At 49.6% G+C, this 20,629-nt stretch carries 20 protein-coding genes; all 20 read right to left on the bottom strand.

What is annotated here, in order from left to right; genetic code table 11:
• Positions 1 to 93 precede the first annotated feature (93 nt).
• Positions 94 to 591: a KdsC family phosphatase gene (locus AC4QZR_RS03195; RefSeq protein ID WP_253400998.1), complete on the bottom strand. Its 498-nt coding sequence runs from the start codon at positions 589 to 591 to the stop codon at positions 94 to 96.
• Positions 592 to 683: 92 nt separating this feature from the next.
• A complete protein-coding gene (gene iscX, locus AC4QZR_RS03190) occupies positions 684 to 926 on the bottom strand; it encodes a Fe-S cluster assembly protein IscX (protein WP_188500466.1) in 243 nt (80 codons plus the stop codon).
• A 45-nt stretch (positions 927 to 971) separates the two neighbouring features.
• Complete coding sequence (locus tag AC4QZR_RS03185; RefSeq protein WP_494479586.1) at positions 972 to 1,301, bottom strand: 2Fe-2S iron-sulfur cluster-binding protein; 330 nt, start codon at positions 1,299 to 1,301, stop codon at positions 972 to 974.
• Positions 1,302 to 1,417: 116 nt separating this feature from the next.
• A complete protein-coding gene (locus AC4QZR_RS03180; RefSeq protein ID WP_494479585.1) occupies positions 1,418 to 2,197 on the bottom strand; it encodes a Rossmann-like and DUF2520 domain-containing protein in 780 nt (259 codons plus the stop codon).
• Positions 2,194 to 3,417, bottom strand: coding sequence for a glycosyltransferase (locus AC4QZR_RS03175; RefSeq protein ID WP_494479584.1), 1,224 nt, complete (start codon positions 3,415 to 3,417; stop codon positions 2,194 to 2,196). Before AC4QZR_RS03175 ends, AC4QZR_RS03180 begins: the two co-directional genes overlap by 4 nt.
• A 104-nt stretch (positions 3,418 to 3,521) precedes the next feature.
• On the bottom strand, positions 3,522 to 6,119 hold the full coding sequence (gene ccsA, locus AC4QZR_RS03170; protein WP_494479583.1) for a cytochrome c biogenesis protein CcsA: 2,598 nt from the start codon (positions 6,117 to 6,119) through the stop codon (positions 3,522 to 3,524).
• 82 nt (positions 6,120 to 6,201) lie between these two features.
• A complete protein-coding gene (locus tag AC4QZR_RS03165) occupies positions 6,202 to 6,627 on the bottom strand; it encodes a cytochrome c maturation protein CcmE domain-containing protein (RefSeq protein WP_253400994.1) in 426 nt (141 codons plus the stop codon).
• 114 nt (positions 6,628 to 6,741) lie between these two features.
• Complete coding sequence (locus tag AC4QZR_RS03160; RefSeq protein ID WP_494479582.1) at positions 6,742 to 7,023, bottom strand: CcmD family protein; 282 nt, start codon at positions 7,021 to 7,023, stop codon at positions 6,742 to 6,744.
• Positions 7,010 to 7,675 (bottom strand): cytochrome c biogenesis protein, encoded by a 666-nt coding sequence (locus tag AC4QZR_RS03155; protein WP_253400992.1) that lies wholly within the window; start codon positions 7,673 to 7,675, stop codon positions 7,010 to 7,012. The genes AC4QZR_RS03160 and AC4QZR_RS03155 overlap by 14 nt, the downstream gene beginning before the upstream one ends.
• A 183-nt stretch (positions 7,676 to 7,858) precedes the next feature.
• Positions 7,859 to 8,500: a heme exporter protein CcmB gene (locus tag AC4QZR_RS03150; RefSeq protein WP_007652356.1), complete on the bottom strand. Its 642-nt coding sequence runs from the start codon at positions 8,498 to 8,500 to the stop codon at positions 7,859 to 7,861.
• A 391-nt stretch (positions 8,501 to 8,891) separates the two neighbouring features.
• Positions 8,892 to 9,569 carry a phosphate signaling complex protein PhoU gene (phoU, locus tag AC4QZR_RS03145; RefSeq protein ID WP_494479581.1) on the bottom strand — a complete coding sequence of 226 codons (678 nt, stop codon included), beginning with the start codon at positions 9,567 to 9,569 and terminating at the stop codon, positions 8,892 to 8,894.
• A 60-nt stretch (positions 9,570 to 9,629) separates the two neighbouring features.
• A complete protein-coding gene (gene pstB / locus AC4QZR_RS03140; protein ID WP_253400990.1) occupies positions 9,630 to 10,394 on the bottom strand; it encodes a phosphate ABC transporter ATP-binding protein PstB in 765 nt (254 codons plus the stop codon).
• A 10-nt stretch (positions 10,395 to 10,404) separates the two neighbouring features.
• The gene (pstA, locus tag AC4QZR_RS03135) at positions 10,405 to 11,262 is read right to left on the bottom strand and encodes a phosphate ABC transporter permease PstA (RefSeq protein WP_253400989.1); all 858 of its coding nucleotides are present in this window, start codon (positions 11,260 to 11,262) and stop codon (positions 10,405 to 10,407) included.
• The gene (gene pstC / locus AC4QZR_RS03130) at positions 11,255 to 12,130 is read right to left on the bottom strand and encodes a phosphate ABC transporter permease subunit PstC (protein WP_494479580.1); all 876 of its coding nucleotides are present in this window, start codon (positions 12,128 to 12,130) and stop codon (positions 11,255 to 11,257) included. Before pstC ends, pstA begins: the two co-directional genes overlap by 8 nt.
• 72 nt (positions 12,131 to 12,202) lie before the next feature.
• Complete coding sequence (locus AC4QZR_RS03125; protein ID WP_253400987.1) at positions 12,203 to 13,180, bottom strand: PstS family phosphate ABC transporter substrate-binding protein; 978 nt, start codon at positions 13,178 to 13,180, stop codon at positions 12,203 to 12,205.
• Positions 13,181 to 13,273: 93 nt separating this feature from the next.
• Positions 13,274 to 14,461 carry a porin gene (locus AC4QZR_RS03120; RefSeq protein WP_494479579.1) on the bottom strand — a complete coding sequence of 396 codons (1,188 nt, stop codon included), beginning with the start codon at positions 14,459 to 14,461 and terminating at the stop codon, positions 13,274 to 13,276.
• A gap of 391 nt (positions 14,462 to 14,852) precedes the next feature.
• Positions 14,853 to 15,986, bottom strand: a complete 1,134-nt coding sequence (locus tag AC4QZR_RS03115) for a beta-helix domain-containing protein (protein ID WP_494479578.1) — start codon at positions 15,984 to 15,986, stop codon at positions 14,853 to 14,855.
• 69 nt (positions 15,987 to 16,055) lie between these two features.
• Positions 16,056 to 18,779, bottom strand: a complete 2,724-nt coding sequence (locus AC4QZR_RS03110; protein WP_494479577.1) for a TonB-dependent receptor — start codon at positions 18,777 to 18,779, stop codon at positions 16,056 to 16,058.
• A 455-nt stretch (positions 18,780 to 19,234) separates the two neighbouring features.
• Positions 19,235 to 19,423, bottom strand: a complete 189-nt coding sequence (locus AC4QZR_RS03105) for a hypothetical protein (RefSeq protein ID WP_494479576.1) — start codon at positions 19,421 to 19,423, stop codon at positions 19,235 to 19,237.
• A 157-nt stretch (positions 19,424 to 19,580) separates the two neighbouring features.
• Positions 19,581 to 20,573 (bottom strand): AAA family ATPase, encoded by a 993-nt coding sequence (locus AC4QZR_RS03100; RefSeq protein WP_253400982.1) that lies wholly within the window; start codon positions 20,571 to 20,573, stop codon positions 19,581 to 19,583.
• Between the last annotated feature and the right edge of the window lie 56 nt (positions 20,574 to 20,629).

The following is a 20,629-nucleotide window of genomic DNA, read 5'->3' as shown; positions in this document are numbered from 1 at the left end:
ATAAACTGTCTGTAAGATTAAAAAATAATTATATATATGCAAATTTTTATGTAAAAGAAATCTGCTATTTGATTTGAGAAAAGTATAATGCGTTTACCAGGTATCCTGCACCTTCATAATTTTTTCAATCAGCTCACGCACAGCTCCCTTACCGCCGTCTTTGGTTGAAATAAAGGTGCAGATCTCGCGTATGTCATCGGCCGCATCGGCAGGGCAGGCCCTAAGGCCGCAGCGTTGCATGGCTTCCAGATCTGGCATGTCGTCGCCCATGTAGGCTACTGTTGCCGGGTGCACTCCCTGCATATACAGGTAATTTTCAAGCTCTTCTACTTTGTCTTCCGCACCCAGGAAAAGGTGCTCAATTTCAAGCTCCTCAAGTCGCACGCGTACGCCCGGCTCGTTTTTGGCAGAGATAATGGCCACGTTGTATCCCTGGCGTATAGCATGTTTAATGGCAAAGCCGTCTTTGATGTTAAAGGCACGCACTTTCTCTCCGTCTGCAAATACGTAGAGAGAACCATCTGTTAGTACACCGTCTACATCGAAAACAAAGGTGTTGATGCGAGTAAGATCAGGTTGTGTGATAGACATAGGATAAAAGAAAAAGGTCCTTTCTAGTGAAAGGACCTTTAAAAATATATATTTAATTTAATATAACGAATTTTTCAGGGCTGAATATCAGCTTAGTCCTGGTTATCGCGCCACTCGTATACCCAAGCCGCCTGAATTTGCTCCAAATGCCCCTCATTGGATTCTTCGCGTTTTCCGGCAAAGTTCGGCAGCGTCAGGATCCACTCCAGCAGTTCGGTAAAGCGTACGCGGTAAATTTTTGACTCGTTGAAGTCATCGCCGAATTTCTCATACAGGGCCATCGCGATGTCTTCGTGGTCGCTCCAGTGAATTGGCGGCTCATAATTCTTATCCATGTCTTTTCAAGTTATCTATGTTGACTTAAGTTTAATCGCTTCCTCTTAGTGACCCAGGAAGTCCTGCTCTGGGATGGTGACCACAATGTCCTCGTTGCCCTGCATTACGCACTGGCAGCCCAGGCGGGAGTTAATGCGCGGGTCTACGGCACGGTCAATGTAGTCTTCCTCTTTGTCAGAGATCTCGGGCAGGTCGTCCATTCCCGACTCGATGTATACATGACAAGTACTGCAACCGCACACGCCGCCACAGTTGTGCTGTAGCTTGATGTCGTTATTAAGCGCCACGTCCAGCACCGATTCGCCCTCCACAGCCGGGAGGACCTGATCTGGTGACCCGTCAGCGAATTTGAAAGTTATATTTACAATTTTCATGAGTCTTGCTATTTACGGTGCAAAGTTAGTAAACATGCCTCCCGATTCAAAGCCGGGCGCTTTATACCTCCACCGAATATAACTGTAGGGGGATCAATAGGTTACGCTGGGGATACCTATCGCTTTGGGGAATGATCCTGTATACTTTGCGTAAGTAGTTGGTATACCTGCTGGTAAAGTGGCTGGTCCTGCAGCAGAATCAGATGCTCATCAATCACATTTTGGTCGTGGCGAACTGCAGGACCCGTCTGTACCTGAAAGGGGTGGCTTTGCATCGCCTTGGCAATTGTCTCTTGAATAAGCGGTTGCAGCAGCGTGTCGGGCAACGCTGCCTGTTGGAGTAGCTGACGGCTTATGCCCAGCAGGTGATTCGTGAAGTTACAGGCAAACACAGCCGCCAGGTGCAACTGCTTTCTTTTAAGTGAATCAACCTGATGCACCTCCTGTGAGATTGTGCTGGCTAGGGTCTGCAAAGCCAGCAAAGTCTGCTCATCCCCTGCCTCTATTAGTATGGGTATCGTGTTGAAATCTACAGGCTTCGACTTCGAGAAGGTTTGCAAAGGATAAAATACGCCGGGTCGGGCACCCGCTATACCCTGCAGCGCTGTCAGTGGCTGCGAGCCGGAGGTATGGACTACGATCGCGCCATCCGGGACCCGAACTGCCGCAGCTACCGAGGCGATGGCCGCATCCGGCACGGCAATCACAAACAGCTCGGCACCTGTGGCACGCAAGTCCAGCGAGTCGACTGCCTTGGCTGGCGGCAGCACCTGAGCCAGGGCCTTCCGGTGGGCCGCAGTAGGGCTGTACACGGCTACGATATCATGCCTTGCCTGCTGCAGCGCTTTGCCCAAGAGCCAGGCCACATTGCCGGAGCCAATGAGGGTGATTTTCATAGGGTGTACTTGTGTTGGGCGATGACTTGTTTGTATAAGTCCATGATTTGTTTACAGACTACAGGCCTTGAATATTTGCTCATAAAATCGGCTCTTATTTCTTCAGCACTATACCGCTGGTGGTTTAAATACATATCTTCCATAGCGCCATATAACGCATCTACATTACCCGGCTCTACTACTAATCCATTTTTCTCGTTAATAATACTCTCAGAGCCACCGCAATAAGTGCCAATTAGCGGCTTACCGCAAGCAGAAGCTTCAAGTAAGACAAGTGGTAGGTTTTCATGGAAACTAGGAAGCACAAAAGCGTCGCAGTTTTGCATTTCATCTGCAGCCAGTTGTCGATTTAATGTACCCAGCCATCGTACCTCTTCCTGAATTCCAATTTCTTGTGCAATGGCTTTATAGGGCTCTCGCATCTCACCATCACCTCCAATTATTAATTTACAATCAGGGTATCTCTGGTTAATTAGCTTAAATGCTTGTAGTAAAATAGATATTCCTTTTCCTTCAACCAAACGAGCCAAAGTAAAGAAAGTGAAGCAAGGATTATCTACAGGTATCTGAGGTTTTATCGTAAAAAAACTTTCATCTGTTAGGTTAGGGATAAAAGTTACTCTTTTTACCCCCCACTTTATCATCGTATCTTTTAGTTGAGGGCTAACTGCAATATTTGCAAATGACTCTTGCAATGGTTCATTCAGGAACTTACTGAGCTGCCTAGAACTTGTTAGGAATACTTTAAATGGGAAAGGTCCCATGTGTTCAGTAATGATGTACGGAATATTGTACTTTGTTGCTATTTCCTTCGCAATCCAGCCTGCAGGATGTGCACTATGGGCATGTATAATTTTTACATCCCCAAATCTCTTCTGGAATGATAGGAAATGCTTATCATTAACTTTAATGATATTTTTAATATTACCCTTCAATAGTTTCCTAGTCCAAGTAAATGCAGGAGTATAAAATTCAACGAGGTTCTCTTTAGGCTTATGCTCACTGGCTTTCTTTGAATTAGACCTTATAAGTTTTGCAATGTTCTTAATATGGTCTTTACCCTCGAGTAAAAGGTCATTTTCGTGAGAGCCCCAAGTGCTTATTGCAAAATTCGACTCAGGGAAGACTTGAGCTAGTGCTTCAGCTTGTTCCTTAAAAAAAATCCCAGTATGTGGTTGATCTTTACTGGGGTACCAAGATGGAATGATAAATACATTCATAGGTGAGATTATTCAAGCTGAGCACCTTTCTAGTTTTACCTAAGTGAACAAATAAGGCAGGCCTCTACAAGCCTGCCTTACAAATCTAATACAATTAAGCAATTTTACGCCACCTGTGCCTTACGTTCCTGCTTCACCTTGGGAGCTTTCCCCTCACCTGTATTTCCTTCTTTATTACGGCGCAATATTGCCATTACAAAGCCGATGGACATGATGATGGTACCGATCCAAAGGATGTTTACGAAAGGCTTCTCCATCGCTTTCAGGATGATGTAGTCTTTCTGTGTCACGTTCACCCCGATCGTGAAGCGGTCGTTCTCGGTGTCGATGTTCAGGAAGGTGATGCGTATACCCAGGTCTTCTATGACTTCCGGTACGCGGCCCATCATCTGGTCTTTGATCATCAGCACAGGGTGGGCGTGGTAGGTTTTGCGCTCGCCCATAATCTTCATGGCAGCCTGCACAGCTACGTCGCCCTCAGCCAACTTTACGCCCGGTACTTGCTCAATCTGCTCAATACCGTTGAATATCGCGATGTAGTCATTGATTACGATCGTGTCGCCGGCAGAGAGTACGTACTCCTGCAGTTCGCCCCAGTCTTTTTCCTCATTCGGGTCCGGAACAGTGGAAACGTGCGTGTACAAATCCTTGCCAGCGAAGCGCTTGATATCAGGAGAAGCCAATAGGCCCATGTTCGGGTTAACCTGCGCTCTAGGGTATAGCACAAAGTTTTCTTTGTCGCTCATGTAGCTTACTTCATAGTAGGTGTTCTCCGGAGAAATCAGGTCCAGCGTGTCGCCGGTTTCGAAGTATACCTTGCCTTTCGCTTCTATTCTACCACGGGCAATGGCTTTGTACATATCATCGGTCTGGTAGAGTAACTCTTTGGTCACATAGCCCGGTACGCCTTCCACTTCCTGGAACTGACCGTGGTAACTTACCTTAAAGCGGTCCATCTGCACAGGCGTGTTGCGCCATAGAAGCACGTTGTCACGGTTGATTTCGTCAGGGAACTCACGTGAATAAAGCAGGCCTGAGTTGTTTTGTGAGATGATCTGCGAGTAACCTGAAGAGAACAGGATGCCGATCAACATCAACGCTATACCAATGTGGGCAACTGCGCCACCCGACAGCGTGATTTTCTTCTGTAGCAGACCAAGTATAATGCTGAAGTTAGCAAACACTGCAAACAGGGATACCACAAACAGCAGGATGTATATCGGGTTGTCGAGTTTGAAAGTGAAGACATCAAACTTGTTGGACAGGATAATCACCAGGCTGGCAAATAACAGCGTTAGCATCAGCGGCATGGTGATTGCGTCCTTGAAACTCTTCTTGTTCGCTTTTTTCCACCACAGCAACTGACCTACTCCCGTCAGGATGGCGATGGCTACACCAGCCCATAACTGGAACTTGGTGTAGTGCTCAATCTGGTCGGCAGGCAGGGCGGCGTTAGATTCTATCCCGATGAAACCAAGGAAGGAATTGTATACAGGTATAGAAGTCGTTACGAGCACCTGGAAGGCGGCCAGGCAAAGCACGGCTGCACCAATAAATACCCAGAACTCAGCACTGTAAGTCGAAAGCTCCTTCTCTGTGGTCGGGATCTTCTTCCAGTTATACACCAGCAGTCCGATGGCAAGCACCGTGAAGACCATCATGTAGGTAAACAGCTGACCTGACAGACCTAAGTCCGTGAAGGAGTGCACGGAGGCGTTGCCCAGAATACCGCTTCGCGTCAGGAAAGTAGCGTACAGAATCAGAACAAATGAGGTGATCACCAGAATGAACGAGGCACGCAGGCCTTGCTTGCTGCGGCGGTAGGCAATCATGGTGTGGATGCCACCCACCAGCACGAGCCACGGGATATATACCGCGTTCTCCACCGGGTCCCAGTTCCAGTAACCACCAAAGTTCAGGGTTTCGTAAGCCCAGTAAGCACCCATCATGATACCAATACCCAATGTCACGGCTGCGAAATGTGACCATGGCATTGCAGGACGAATCCACTCGCTGAACTTACCTTTCCAAAGACCGGCAATAGCGAAAGCAAACGGAACAAGCGAGGCGGCATAACCCAGGAATAGGGTCGGCGGGTGAATGACCATCCAATAGTTCTGCAACAGTGGGTTCAGGCCGGTACCGTCAGCTGGTCTAAAGTTAGGGTCCATGGCAAACACCGGGGCGTCGGCCATAAAATCACGCATCAGGATAAAAGGAGAGGAGCCCAGTTTGAAATCACCGATCACCACACCCAGAATCATGGACGAGATGAAGATCTGCACGAAAGAGAAAATGGCCATCACAGGCGCTTCCCACTGCTTGTTCTTCTTGCCGGCGTTCATCAGCACCACGCCCAGGGCCACGTGCCAGAACATCCAAAGCAGGAATGAACCTTCCTGACCTTCCCAGAAACAGGAAATCATGTAGTGAACCGGCAGGTGGTTGGACGAGTGACTCCAGGCGTAATAGTACTCGTAGCGGTGCTCGTAGATAATATTGAAAAGGCTGAAGATAATGGCTACTACCGCTATACTGTGCACATAGAAGGCAGCACGTGCCAGTTTGCGCCAGCTGGTATCGCCGCTCTCTTCCGTTTTCTGGCGCGCGGCCATAAAATAAGCATAGGAGGCTACAATGGCCGCTACAAAAGCCACAATCACACTCGCGTGGCCAAAGTCTCCGATTAGCGTATTAATCATCTTATATAGTTAAGAGTTGAGAGTTATGAGTTAAGAGTTGAAGAGGTATAAAAAGACTTTTAACCCTTAACTTTTAACTAATTTATATACCTGCGGTGTTGGTTTGAATTTCGTTCTCCGTGTACTTGGACGGGCACTTGAGGAGTATCTTGTCGGCCACGAACACATCGTTTTGCATGTTGCCCGTAATCACAACCTGCTCAGAGCGCTCAAAGTCCTGCGGTTTTGGGTTGAAGTAGACCACACGCTGTTCGAAGCGGTTGGTGTCCACCAGCGTAAAAGCGAAGTAGTTCGGGTCCATTAGCGGGTCGTACTGCATACCTACTATGTGTCCTTTGTCATCCTTCTTGAGGCGTCCTACCACGTGCACTTTCGTGGATTTCCCGTCTTCTGCCAGTTCAATGGCCTCGCCAAATGAAACATAGGTACTTGCGTCGCCAGCCGTGGTCATGATAATACCAATGGCCATGGCGATAACGATAATGCCGATGATGTGTGATTTTTTCATCTTTACCTGATTATAGATACTCCATTTCTGTTAGCCTAACACACGATAGAATGTTTTAAATCCATCGCAGATAGGGATATTTGTCATTTTTCGCCTCGGTCGGGCAAAAAAGTTTTAGCGGTTCACATACTCGTCTTTCAGCTGTTTCTCCAGTCGGCCCACCTTGCGGTCGAGGGCGATCAGGTAAAACAGCACACCGGCCAGCACGGTGAGCAGCACGGCTACCACCACGTATATCTTGCCGTCCTGGCGCAGGGTGTCGGCCATTTCGATGTTTTGCTGCGGCGCTGACGAGAACTCCACCATCTGGTCTTGAGCCATTGCCATGGTAGGCTCAAAGGCGAACAGGACGCCCAGCATAAAGCAGCAAATGGCCAGTATTCTAAACATTTTCATATATGCGTTGTCTCAGTAATTCAAGTCTTGATTTTACGTTGATAATCCAGACGCCCAGCAGCGTCCAGCCCAGCACGGCCGGGTAAAACACCATTCGCAGGCTACTATCTAGGTCGTATGCGTTAAAGCCGGGGTTGCCGCCGTTGCCCGGGTGAAGCGAGTCCGTCAGGCGTGGCAGGATGAAAAGCAATGGGATAAGGGCTGCGAAAGCGAAGATGTTGTATACCGCGCTGATGCGGGCGCGTTGCTGCTGCTCGGCAAAAGAGCTGCGCAGCACGAGGTAGGCAAAATAAATCAGCAGGCCAATTGCCGCACCGTTCTGTTTCGGGTCGTTGCTCCAGTACTCGCCCCACGTAAACTTGGCCCACTCCATACCTGTCACGATGCCCAGAACGCCGAAAAGGATGCCCACCTTGGCGGCTTCGTGTGCGATGATGTCGTTCCTGAAGCTCGGCTTGCGCAGGTATTTGATAGAATAGACCACCGAAACCAACAGAATGAGGATCATCCCGAACCACATCGGCACGTGGAAGTACAGGTTGCGGATCGTCTCGTTCAGGATGGCCAGTCGGGGAACTTCCGACAGCATACCTACTGCCACGGTAAACACCAGCAGCAGCACGGTCAGTATTTTCCACCAGTTCTTCTTCATGTTCCTTCTTCTCTTATTTTGACGAAAGCCAATTGGTGCCGGCTTTCATTCTACTTTTTATTTCTAACAGTTCTGCCGCCCAAATTGTCGCAAACCTGCGCTGAAACTGTGTTTTAATTTTAGGTAACTCAGCTACTTATACCTTGGTTAGTGTCGGCTATACCTTACTTAATAGGCTATACCTTACGAACGCCAAAGGTAAGGGAACAAAATATAAGAAACAGTGACAACGATCATGTTTATGGCAAGCAAAGTAAGTAGTTCGTCGAGACTCGCAGCCCGCTCCAGTCCATCCATGGCGTTTTTGGACATCTTAATCAGCATCAGCAGCATGGGCACGATCACCGGGAAGCTGAGCACCGCCATGAGTGTGCTGCTGTTGGCGGCCTTAGAGGCTATACCTGAAATCATGGTGAGGGAAGTCGCGAAACCGATGGCGCCGAGCAGAATGCTGAGCAAAAACATCGGAATGTCTTCCACGGGGTTCCCTAGTACAAAAGCGTAGAACACAAAGCAGATCAGCGCCAGCACTAGCATCAGGCAGGCGTTGTATAGTATCTTGGCCAGAATGATGCCCTGCGGACTTACAATGGAGTAAAAGTAGAGCAGCCGGCCGCGGTTCTCCTGCATAAAGCTCTTGGCAATAGCATTGACCGACGTAAAAAGCATGATAATCCAGAACAGCGCGTTCCAGACGGGCACCTGCAGGGCGTTCGAGCGGAGCCCGAAGCTGAGGTAGCAGACGAACACCGTACTGCTGACGTAGAGCAGCATGCCATTGAAAGCATACTTCTGCCGCCACTCCAGCAGGAAATCCTTCTGCATTAAGTATATGACTTCTTTAAACAGCACCTTCGTGATTTTGCGCAAAGGTACGACACAAATTGTATAATTACTAAGGGGCAGCATATGACCTGGCGAGGGTGTAATTCCAGTGCCAGGATGTAAAGTTCGAGGTTATAAACGGCTAGTTGCCGTAGGGGGCAAGCTCAGGTATAGCAGGTATAGCCGATGAGCATTAGAGTAATGCCCTCGCTCGCGTAACTAGAGCGAGGGCGCTAGGTATAGCGAGGCTTTCAAGTCCGATATGGTAGAGGTATCTGCATCCATCACAAACCCAAGTTCATAAAAAAGGCGCAGGTCCGAAAACCTGCGCCACTTATTTTTAATCACGTCGGATTTACTCCCCGCGAATCACTACGAAGCTATCAACAATTTAATTTTCCTTCTTTTTCTTCTTCCTTTTGTGCTTCACCACTTTCGCTTCGCGGTAGAAGATGATTTCCTCGGCCATGTTGGTCACCTGGTCGCCTACGCGTTCCAATTTCTTAATAATAGAAAGGAGTGCCAGTGCTTCAGGTATGCGATCAGGATTAGCCTGCAGGTATTTGGTGATAATCACGTCCGATTTGCGGTATATTTTGTTGAGAGCCTTGTCGAGCTTGATAACGTCCTTGGCAAGCTTGGTATCGTCTTTTACGAGCGCGACGCGGCATTCGCGGAACATGGCAAGCGCCTGGTCATACATCACCATCATGTTCGTTAACTCTATCAGTTCAGGGTCGAAGGGACGGTCGAGTTTTTTAACGAAATGGGCCATCCCCTCGGCAGTGTCGCCGATGCGCTCCAGATTGGTGTTTATCTTCAGCATGGCCAGCACCGTTCGCAGGTCCACCGCCACAGGGGTATACAGGGCGAAAAAGTTTTCGCACATCCGGTCGATTTTGATGTCGTAGTTGTTGACTTTACGTTCAAGCTTGATAATCTGGTCTGCCAGTTCATGGTCGGCATTCATCACGGCGTCGCGTCCACTAGTGAGCTGGTAGTCAACCAGGTCCCACATCTCCAACAGCTTTTCCCGCAGCCGCTTAAGTTCTTCATCAATATGTAGCATTCGTATGTCTTTATTTGCGTGAGACTAAATTCCTATACGTGAATCGGCGGTGAGCACCTATTAACCAAATCGGCCCGTAATGTAGTTCTGCGTACGCTCGTTTTTTGGGCTCGTAAACATGGTTTTCGTTTTGGCATACTCCACCAACTCACCCATGTAAAAGAAGGCAGTGTGGTCACTTACGCGGCCTGCCTGCTGCATGTTGTGCGTCACAATAATGATGGTGTAGTGCTGCTTCAGCTCATGAATCAAGTCCTCGATTTTGGCCGTTGAAATCGGGTCAAGGGCCGATGTGGGCTCATCCATCAGAATAACCGACGGCGAAATGGCCAGCGCGCGGGCAATGCAGAGGCGCTGCTGCTGTCCACCTGAAAGTGCTAGCGCCGATTTATCGAGCTTATCTTTCACTTCTTCCCAAAGTGCAGTCTGGCGTAGCGACGTCTCGCAGGCCTCCTGCAATACTTTCTTGTCTTTTATACCTTGTATTCTGAGGCCGTAGACTACGTTCTCAAAAATTGTCTTCGGGAAAGGGTTCGGTTTCTGAAACACCATACCTACTTCTTTGCGGAGCTCGTCTACCCGTACATTACTAGCGTAAATATCGCGGTCGTCCAGCAAAATCTGCCCTTGAATGCGGAAGCCGTCGATGTAGTCGTTCATGCGGTTAAGGGTGCGCAGGAACGTGGACTTGCCGCAGCCCGACGGACCGATAAAGGCCGTGACAGCCTTTTCTTCCATAGCTACGTTGATGTTCTTGAGCGCATGAAAATCGCCGTAAAAGGCATCGAGGTTTGTGGCTTCTAACTTGTTGTGTTTCTTGGTCATGGGTGAAAACTTACCATTTTATTTTCTTTTGCTGACGGTGACGCAGGTATACTGCAATGCCGTTCAGCAAGAAGGTAATCAATAACAGGACAATAATGGCGGCCGCCGCATTGGTCAGGAAGGCCGCCTGCGGACGCGAGGTCCAGTTGAAAATCTGGATCGGCAGCACCGTAAACTCGTCCATCGGTGTTTTAGGGACGAAAGGCACGTAAGCCAGCGCTCCGATCACAATAAGCGGGGCCGCTTCGCCCACCGCCCGTGAGAGCGCCAGAATCACGCCCGTCAGGATACCGCCAAACGAGGCGGGCAGTACCTGGTTCCACACTGTTTGCCATTTAGAGGCACCCAGCGCAAAAGAACCGTCGCGGATGGTGCGGGGCACGGCCTTGATCGCTTCACGTGTTGTTACAATCACGATGGGCAGGATAAGGAGCGAGAGTGTGAGCGCACCTACCAGCAAAACCGGTCCTAAATGCATAAAACGTACAAACAGTTCCAGACCCAGCAAACCATAGATAATAGACGGTACGCCAGCCAGGTTGGCAATGTTAATCTCAAGGAAATCCGAGAGCTTCGTCTTCTTGGCGTACTCCTCCAGGTAGATGCCGGCGGCTATACCTAGCGGGAAAGCAATTAGCGCGGACAGTACCAGAATCCAGAGCGTACCTGCCCAGGCGGTCAGTATACCTGCGCGGGCGGCACGGCGCGAGGGCAGACTGGTCAGAAAGTCCCAGTCGATGCGGCCTATACCTTCTATTACGATATCGATCAGGAAGATGGCCAGTACCACCAGTCCAATGAAGGTACAAAAAATACCGAACACCTGAAAGGCCTTGTCTTTGAGGCGGTTTTTCTCGGAGTTAGTCATACTTTTCCTGATATTTCTTTTTAATCCAGAAGCTGAGGTTGTTCAGCAAAAACGTGAATACGAACAGTGTCATACCTGCCGCGAAAATAGTGCGGTACTCCAGCGAGCCGTGCGGCACATCGCCCATACTTACCTGCACAATGTAGGTGGTAATCGTTTCGATCGGCACCAGCGGGTTGAGCGTGAGGCGCGGCTGCTGACCGGCTGCAATGGCCACAATCATAGTTTCGCCCACGGCTCTGGAAATAGCCAGAATCACCGACACAAGTATACCTGACGAAGCGGCGGGCACCATCACTCCGAAGGCGGTCTGTAGGCGGGTGGAGCCCATGCCGTAGGCGGCTTCGCGCAGAGAACGGGGCACGGCGCTGATGGCGTCTTCACTCAGCGAGGAGATCATTGGGATGATCATGACGCCCATCACGATGCCGGCCGACAGCGCGTTGAAGCCCGCCAGCCCAGGTATAAACGATTGCAGGAAAGGCGTTACCACAGTCAGGGCGAAGAAGCCGTAGACTACCGTAGGTATAGTGGCCAGCACTTCCAGCAAAGGTTTGATAATGGTTTTGAAACGGGCATGGGCATACTCGTTCAGGTAGATGGCGATGGTGAGCCCGATGGGCAGCGCTACCGCAATGGCAATGGCTGTGGTCAGGAAGGTACCCGCCACGAGCGGCATGATGCCAAACTTCTTGTCAGCAAAGAGGGGCGTCCATTCCTTCTCCGTCAGGAAGCGCACAATGGACACTTCGCTGAAAAACTGGATTGACTCCGACAGCAAGACCCAAATGATACTGACCGTGACTAGTATCGTGATGGCGGCCGACAGCCACAGCAAGCCTTCTATTATTTTCTCCTGTACTCTCAAGGTGCTTTTAATTGAAGCGCAGGTATAGCCTTTGTCTCCGTGGGCTATACCTGCGCTGGTTATTTCAGGAAATTATTGTTTGGCCGTAGCGGCACCGGTGGCAAATTGCTCGAACTTCTGTTTCTGCTCGTTGTACACGTTGTCAGGCAGGGGAATGTAACCTACCTCCTGGGCCAGTTCACCTGCGTTTTCGAGGTAGAAGTTGATGAAGTCCACCACTTCTGGTCTAACCACGGCCTTAGAGCTGACATACAAGAACAGGGCACGCGAAAGCGGGGCGTAAGAACCGTCCTTCACAGTTTCCAGTGACGGCAGTACAGGACCTGCGCCGTTGTCTACAGGTATAGCCTTCAGCTTGCTCTTGTTTTCTTCGTAGTAAGCGTATCCGAAAAAGCCTAGCGCCAGCGGGTCAGTCGACACGCCCTGCACCAGCACATTGTCGTCTTCACTGGCGGTATAGTCGCCGCGGCTCGAGTGGCTCTTGCCTACAATGGCTTCGGTGAAGTAGTCGTACGTGCCAGACTCCACGCCTGCACCGTAGAGGTGAATCTCTTTGTCAGGCCACTCCGGGCGGATCTGGTTCCAGCGCGTGATGGTACCCTGTGCTTCAGGCTCCCACATTTTCTTCAGCTCAGCCACAGTAATGTCTTTTGCCCAGTCGTTGGAAGGGTGCACAACCACAGTCAGGCCGTCATAAGCTACCGAAAGCTGTACATAGGAGATACCGTTTTCTTTTGCCGTCTTCGCTTCTGAATCGTTGATAGAGCGGGAGGCGTTTACGATGTCGATTTCGCCGCGGGAGAATTTCTTCATACCACCGCCCGTGCCCGACACGCCCACGGTTACTTTCACGTCCGGAGCCTCGGCGCGGTATTCTTCGGCCACGGCTTCCGTCACAGGGTATACCGTAGAAGAGCCGTCAATCGAGATAGAACCCGACATGTCGCTGCCGCCTTCCTGGGTGTTGCCGCCGCACGATGTGAAAGCAAGCGAAGCACCCACCAGGATGGCTGCGCTAAGTTTGAATCGGGAAAAGCTAAGGTTTAGCATACAATTTGATTTTAGGATGTATAAGTTATTGTGTCTGGTCTGTTTGTGCTGAATTATTAAGCGGTGTACTTGTTTGGTAATCAGTTGGTTTTATTATAAGGCTAATTCCATTTGTAACCTGAACTGGGTGCGGTCTTCGCGGTTTGCTTCCTGTATCAGCGTTACGTCACTCTGCACCTTCAGCGAGTGCCCCACTATGTATTTTGATACGCCCAGGGTATACTGATCCTGTTGGCGTATACCTGTCACGGCAGTCGGGTTGAAGTCGGTATAGCGGGCCGCCACTTCCCAGTTGGTCGGCAACAGATAGCCTGCCTGCAGGTTCAGGGCCGTGCCCGTCACGAAAGTTTCCGCCACATCGCCCAGGTCGTCGCGCAGCACCACAGGTCCATCGGTGGCTTTGCGGTTGGCATACTCGCCCATGGCCGAAAAGCCACGGTACTTGAACATAGCGTCCACAAACCAGGTGCGCAGGCTGCGCGTGTCGCTCAGGAAGTCGCCAAGCTGCCCTTGCTCGCGCCCGGCGTTGCTGTTGTAGTCAAAGGAAGTAGCCAGCGAGAGTTTCGGTGTTGGCTCGCGCTCAATGTCGCTGCCTACGTAATCGCCACCACCTTCAAACGCCCCGAAAGGCAGTATCTCAAAACGACCTGTGTAGTCATAGCCGCCCGTATTGTTCACGGTAATGTCGCGGCCTTCGCCCATCGAGATGGAGCCGATCTCTCTTAACACAACCTGACCTAACTGGTGCTCGTGGTGTAGTTGCAGACCCGCGTCGCGGTCGAGGTTGAAGCGCGAGTTGAGCAGGCTGCGGTCCACGAACTGCAGCTTCTGCGAGGAGACCACACGCTCGCGGTTACCCGGCAGTTTGGTCTGGCCTACCCATAGTTGCAGGTTCGGAGTGAGGTGCCATTTGGCTACCGCGTCCAGTATGATGTTGTCAGCGTTGTTGGTCAGGTCAGGCACGTCGCTGCCGATGTCGCTGTTGCTCAGGCCGAGCTCTATTTTGTATTCCAGCCTTGGAGAAAAGGCGAAGCCGTCGAACTTCAGGCGCGCCCGGCGAATCAGGAAGCGGTCGTCCCAGTTGCCGGTGGCGGGCGTGTTGCCACCTTGGTAAAGCAGCTGAAAGCGGGTGCCAAGCCTGAGGCTGAAAGAGGAATCTGCGGCCACGAATTGGAGGCCTTTGCCAAACTTGGTGTCGTTTACGGTCTGGGCTTGTGAGCTGGAGGTATAGAAGAGGCTGATTAAGAGCACCAAAAGGACTCCTTTGAGGTTATAGTTCACGCGTTATATTAGTTAAGGTGAGAATTAAGCTAATGTCTTGCTGTTATTTTTTTAATCAAAACGCAGTAGTCCAAACTGCGCTCTTCTATGTGTTTTTCAGAATGCTGCAATGGCTAGTCAGGCCATTTATACTGTTGCTGAATCACGGTGCAATATTACCACATTCATATTACTTGAAGGTTACGGCCATGTTACCGTTATGTTAAGAATTAAGGTTAAGGAGGAAAGGCAGGTATAGGTATAGGTATAAGTATAAGTATAGGCGGCTCAATGCTCCTTTGCATTAGCCACTGTTTTATGCCTGCTATACCCTTGGTCGAACTGCCCGCAAACAAATCGGGCTGCCACAGATATGCTCTGTGGCAGCCCAATTTTATATTTTAACTCTTACTTAGAACTTGTAGCCAGTCCAGCCGAATGCTGTTGTATTGGCACCTGTAATAGCGCTGTTAACTTTGATGTCAGCGTTTTCAGGGTTTTTAACTTCCTGCTTAACTGTAATGCCGTCGTTTTTGTATTCGATTACAGTTCCTGCATTTCCGTTGCCCTTGCCATCTGTCAAGTCGATCAGGTCTGTAGCAATGGTACCTTTAACAAGCAGGTTGGTAATAGTTGCCTTGGCTCCTCTGCGAACTTTAACAGCATCCTGCATCTCGGAAGTAGACTCGTTCACGATTGTGATGTTCTTGAAGATAAAGTCAGACTGGTTCACGTCGCCAGGAGTGTTGCCATCCAGGTTGCCATCCAGCTCAGCGCCACGTGGGTCAGATTCTGTGCTGGTATAGCCGGCCTTCCATACGCCATAGGCGTTATCCAGTGTGCCTGACCAGCCCTGCGTTACGTCAAACATATCGTCGTCAGAATCCACCACTAACAGGTTCTTCACATTTACTGAACCGCCAAAGAACTCAACCGCGTCATCAGCACCGTAAGGTATGTAAACGTTCTCGATCTTAGTGCCGCTTCCCACGCCATTAAGCGTCAGGCCGTTGTGCTCAATATCGGCTGAAGACTTTGCACCAGTATACTCCAGGATTAGATATTCTATTACGCCTGAGTTATCGTTGTTATTCTCGCCACCGTAAATAACAGCAGGATTCACTTCAGTAGTGCTGGTGGTTACTTTGCCAGCCGGGCCGGAAAGTCTTGCCTTACCGTTGATGATCAAACCACCCCAGTCGCCTTGCTTCGGATCAGCTGCTCCAGAGGTTATTTTTACCGGTTTATCAGCTGTGCCATTCACAAAGATCTGGCCGCCCTGCTCTACAAGAATGTACTTGTTAAAGCCCTTTTCAGCCTTGATAACTGTACCCGCCGGTATTCTGAGTTTTCCTCCATTAACAACAAGCAGCGACCCTGTCAGTTTGTATTCGGTGCTTGGGTCAAGCGTTACATCGGTCGAAATATCACCGCTTAGCTCTTTTGTGGCCGCAGGCCCTGGTTCCGGGTTTGTAGTGTCGTCATCGTCTTTGCATGAGAACAGACCCAGCGGAAGCAGTAACAGGTAAAGGAATGTCTTTTTCATTTTTCTTATTGTTTATACAAATTTAAAATTGGTAGATCAACTGAATGTGACCGGAACGTTATTGAATTGTTAAAACTGGTAGGTCACTCCGAAATCGAATTGAACGCCTCGCTTATAGCTGCCGATTGTAACGCTTTGAGCATTGGTATCTGAGCCGGCACCTTCTCTGGTGAGCTTATAGGCAGGGTTTAAGAGGTTTTTGGCTTTTAAATTGAACTTAAGGTGCTCGTTAAGGCCCACTGCGGTAACAAAGTCCAGGGTCGTGATGCTTTTTTCGATCAGGTTGTTGAAGCCACGTGTACCCAGGGTGTGTACTTTGTCGCTCAGGTAGTTCAGCACCAGCGCAGATGTTACGTCCACATTTTTGTCGGTTACCAGATTGTAAGTCAGGTCCGCATTAAGAATGTAAGGTGCGGCACCTTCCAGAGTAGAGGAGGTTTCAGTAAAAAAGCTTGGGAGATTTACGTTCGTGTGGATGTAGGACGCATTCAGGCCGGCATTCAAACGATGCTTCTCGGCAAGGTTCATCAGCGATTTCCGCACTTCTACCTCAAGACCGGCTGCCACTGCGTTATCCGACACGTTGTCGTAGGTTCTCAGGCCTGCTGAGTTGCCCTGGTCAACCCGTGCAATTGGGTTGAGAATGTGTTTGTAAAAAGCATTCACCGACATCTGCTCGCCTGCTGACGGATAAAAGTCCCACTTCAGGTCGAAGTTGTAATTGGTGGAAGGTTCCAGATTCGGGTTGCCATTCTCCGGGCCAAAGATTCCCTGGTAAATGAAGGGCGATACCTCTCTATCCTGCGGCAAGGTATAGGTGCGGCTGATGCCTGTTCTGATATGGTTTTTATCGTCGAGCTCGTACTTGGCATTAAAGCTGGGCGATAGGAAGAGTTCATCTATTGTATTAGATCCTTGGTCAGCGCCGCGGTTAACATTATAGTTGATCTTCATGTTAACATCATCTGCCCTTACCCCTGCATTTAAAGTAAGCTTGTTTCCAACCTTGTGTACCATGTCAACATAGGCACCATGGTTATTCCACTCAACATCGTAGGTGTCGTTGAAGTGTTCCATCCGGAAATTGCCATTGGCCAGACTCTCTTGGTTAAAGTATGGGTCGAGGCGGATATCATCTAACCTGAAAGTGGGGAGCGTGCCTTGTCCGCCTGACCAGATAAGGTTGTAAGTAGGGGCCGAGAAGTCCTTGAAACTTACCCTGCCGTTATAGCCGACTTCGACGTAAGACAGTTTTTCAGGGTCTGCCGAAAGCGCGTATTGCAGGTTAACTTTAGGGATGAAAGCAGTTTCTGTTAATTTGCTGTTGAAGCGTTGGTTTCTTCCTTCCCCCATACCTAGTTCCACCATGCCGTTTCCGATAGACGGCAACATGAAGATTCTGCGGTCAGGCTCCTGGCCGATCACGTGGTTTACCGCAGCACCTATGTTATATTTTATTCTGTCCGAGAGGTCTCCGTTCCAGATGAGCTGGTTTATAAAAACCGAGTTGTCGTTGACCTGCAGGCGCCTCTGGTGGCCTTCGGAATTATAATCCTCCGCTTTCTGGAATATCTCTGTTTCCTTGCCATAGAAGTCGTAGGCGGCAGCCGTGGCGGTGTGCAGGTATAGAGAATTGAAATTCAGTTGGCTGCTGTTGAGGTTAAACTCCAGGTTGCCCGCCAGCATGTGAGAGGCGCTGCGCATAGATTGCTGGTAATCGAAATCGCGGAAAGGATTCTCTGGGTTGGTTGCTGTAATCAATCGGGCAACACCTTCCTGGTAATGGTACTTGTTATCCATAGAGCCCATTATAGAAAAGCGGTGTTTGTTCAGGAATCTGCTACCTCCCGAAAAGGAAACGCCTCCATTGAGGAGCGGGCTTTTCTGTGCCGGGTCAAGCGAGTTGTTAAAAGAATGATTTGTTACATACTCCTCGCCGTTCTGGCTTGCCGGTATGCCAGATGCAGTGGCGTAACCAAATTTGTTCATGCCACTTGGAAGCGAGAAGTTGCTGCCTGGTACCTGGCTGTTTATACCGGTTGAGATCCCGATTTGAAAGGCATTGTCATCAACAAGTTCTTTGGAATTGATATTGATCAAAGCGCCGCCCACATCGCCATTCATAGATGCCGAGAATACCTTGTTCACATCAACCGACTTAATCATATCGCTCGTGAAAAAATCGAGTGATATGTTCTTAAATTCAGGGTCTTCAGAAGGTATGGCAAAGCCGTTCAGGGTGGTCGTGTTATAGCGGTCGCCCAGGCCGCGAACGAATACATTCTTTAAACCGTCGCTTTTTGAAATGCCTGAGATCTTGGCAACCGCGCCTTCGGCATCACTAACCCCTTTTCGGGAGAGTTCCTGTGCGCCGATGGCCTGTGTCGCTATTACGGCTTTCTTTTGATCTAATAGCAGAATATGCTCGGTTTCCCTGTTCCCTTTAGCTGTTATGGTCACCTCCGCCAGTTGCGATGTGTTCTGCTCCATTGCCACATTAACTGTTGCGGTTTTGCCTGCCGTCACGATCACGTCGGCAATCGTTTTAGGCGCGTAGGATAAGCTATTGACTTCTAAGGTATAGGTACCTTCTTTTATATTGTCGATGCGGAAGTTACCGAAGGCATCCGAAGGAGCGCCCAGCCCCGTTCCCTGCACTTTGATGATAGCGCCAATCAACTCTTCGCCGTTCGTGGCGTCTTTGATGGCTCCCTGAATGCTGCCAGTCTGCGCATGCACAGAAAGGAAAGCGGATAGCAGGAAAAATAGAACTGTGGTGAGATTCTGTCGCATTGTATTTGTAGTCTGATTAATGCGACAAAAGTAGAGGTGCTATATTACCTCAATATTACTGAGGGGTTAAGTTTCTATTAATTAAACCTAATATTTATTTATAACCTGTTGATATACAGATAATATTGAATTTGATGGGCTGGCTTTGGCAGCAGTGAGAGGTAAAAGCAGCTGTTATAGAGGCAGCCGGATGGTAGCCAGGATAGATTTTAACAATATAGTAACCTTACAATAATCTACAGCTAATATTGCAGGTATAGTTTTGCTGCATCAATCCTGTCTTTATAAGAAAATGATTGCGCATTATGGGTGAGATCAATTGCGACAATCAATAGTGGTGTGGCTTAGTCTCCCACACTACGCACAAGGCCCGCCTCGAAAGAGCGGGCCTTTTTTTGTTGTCTATACCTGCGGGGTCAGGCAAATAAGGTATACCTTCTATCCAAAGCCATACCTTAAAAGTCTGCTGTGGTGCCTGCACCTCCGCCCAGATATTGAAACAGAAAATAGGCTAGTACGGCGAGTACGATAATGCCCAGGCACCCAATACCACCGCAACCGCCACGTCCTCTTCCGCCACCTGCACCGCCCCGGCCGCCAAACAATTTACTTAGCAGCCAGAACCTGAATAAGCCTCTTAACATAGTTTATACCTTAGTTAGAAAATACATAACCCCGGCTGTACTGCGCATCTGCACCGAACAGTCGGGGTTAAAACTTACGGAAAGGTATAGACGCTTGTTATGAAAGGAGATGCTATAGTAATGCACTCGTCCTTATACCTGCAGGTATAGGTATACCTTAGCTGATTGGAACTTTACGTAGGATCGCCTCGATGAAGTCTTTGGTTTTGATGCCGTCGGCCTCCGCTTCGTAGTTGAGGATGATGCGGTGGTTCATTACGTCGTGGGCTACTTCCTTAATGTCTTCGGGCAGCACATAGTCGCGATCGTCGAAGTAGGCGATGGCTTTGGCGGCTCGGTTCATGGCAATGCTGGCACGCGGCGAAACACCAAACTGAATATAGTCGGCAAACTCGCTGAGATCGTACTCGGCAGGGCGGCGGGTCGCAAACACGAGTTCAATGATGTACTTTTCCAGCGTCTCCGAAATCTGCACCTGGTTGATCTCACTGCGGATGGCAAAGATATCCTCCTTGGAGAGCACCTTGTTCACTGTGTCGTTAAAGGCCATGTTGGCCATGCGGCGCATAATCTCCAGCTCATCCGATTTCTTGGGGTAGTCGATGTATACCTTCATCATGAAACGGTCGACCTGCGCCTCGGGCAGCGGGTAGGTACCTTCGTGCTCCACCGGGTTTTGGGTGGCTAAAACAAGGAAAGGAAGATCAAGCTTATAAGTGGTCTCACCGATGGTCACCTGCTTTTCCTGCATGGCCTCCAGCAAGGCCGACTGTACCTTGGCCGGGGAGCGGTTCACTTCGTCGGCCAGGATCAGGTTAGCGAAAATAGGTCCCTTCTTTACCTCAAACTGCGAGGCGTTCTGGTTATAGATCATGGTGCCGATCAGGTCAGAGGGTAGCAGATCGGGGGTGAACTGGATGCGCTGAAAATCGAGGCGCAGGGCGCGCGCCAGTGAGTTAATCGTGAGCGTTTTGGCCAGTCCGGGTACGCCTTCCAGCAAAATGTGGCCGCCGGTGAACAAACCAATGAGCAGACGACTAACCATATAGGACTGTCCGACCACCACTTTCCCCACTTCCTGAACCACTTGCTTTATCTTTTGCTGGTGGTCTTTCACCTGGTCCGGGTATACTAATTCTTCTGCTGGCATAGCTCAATGGCATTTAAAGGCCCTAAATATAGCAACTCTAAGGGACGGTCGCAATT

It is taken from the genome of Pontibacter sp. YIM B11418 (genome assembly GCF_059278805.1).
Note: the sequence above shows the minus strand (reverse complement) of the source record. Positions and strands in the feature narration are given on the sequence as shown.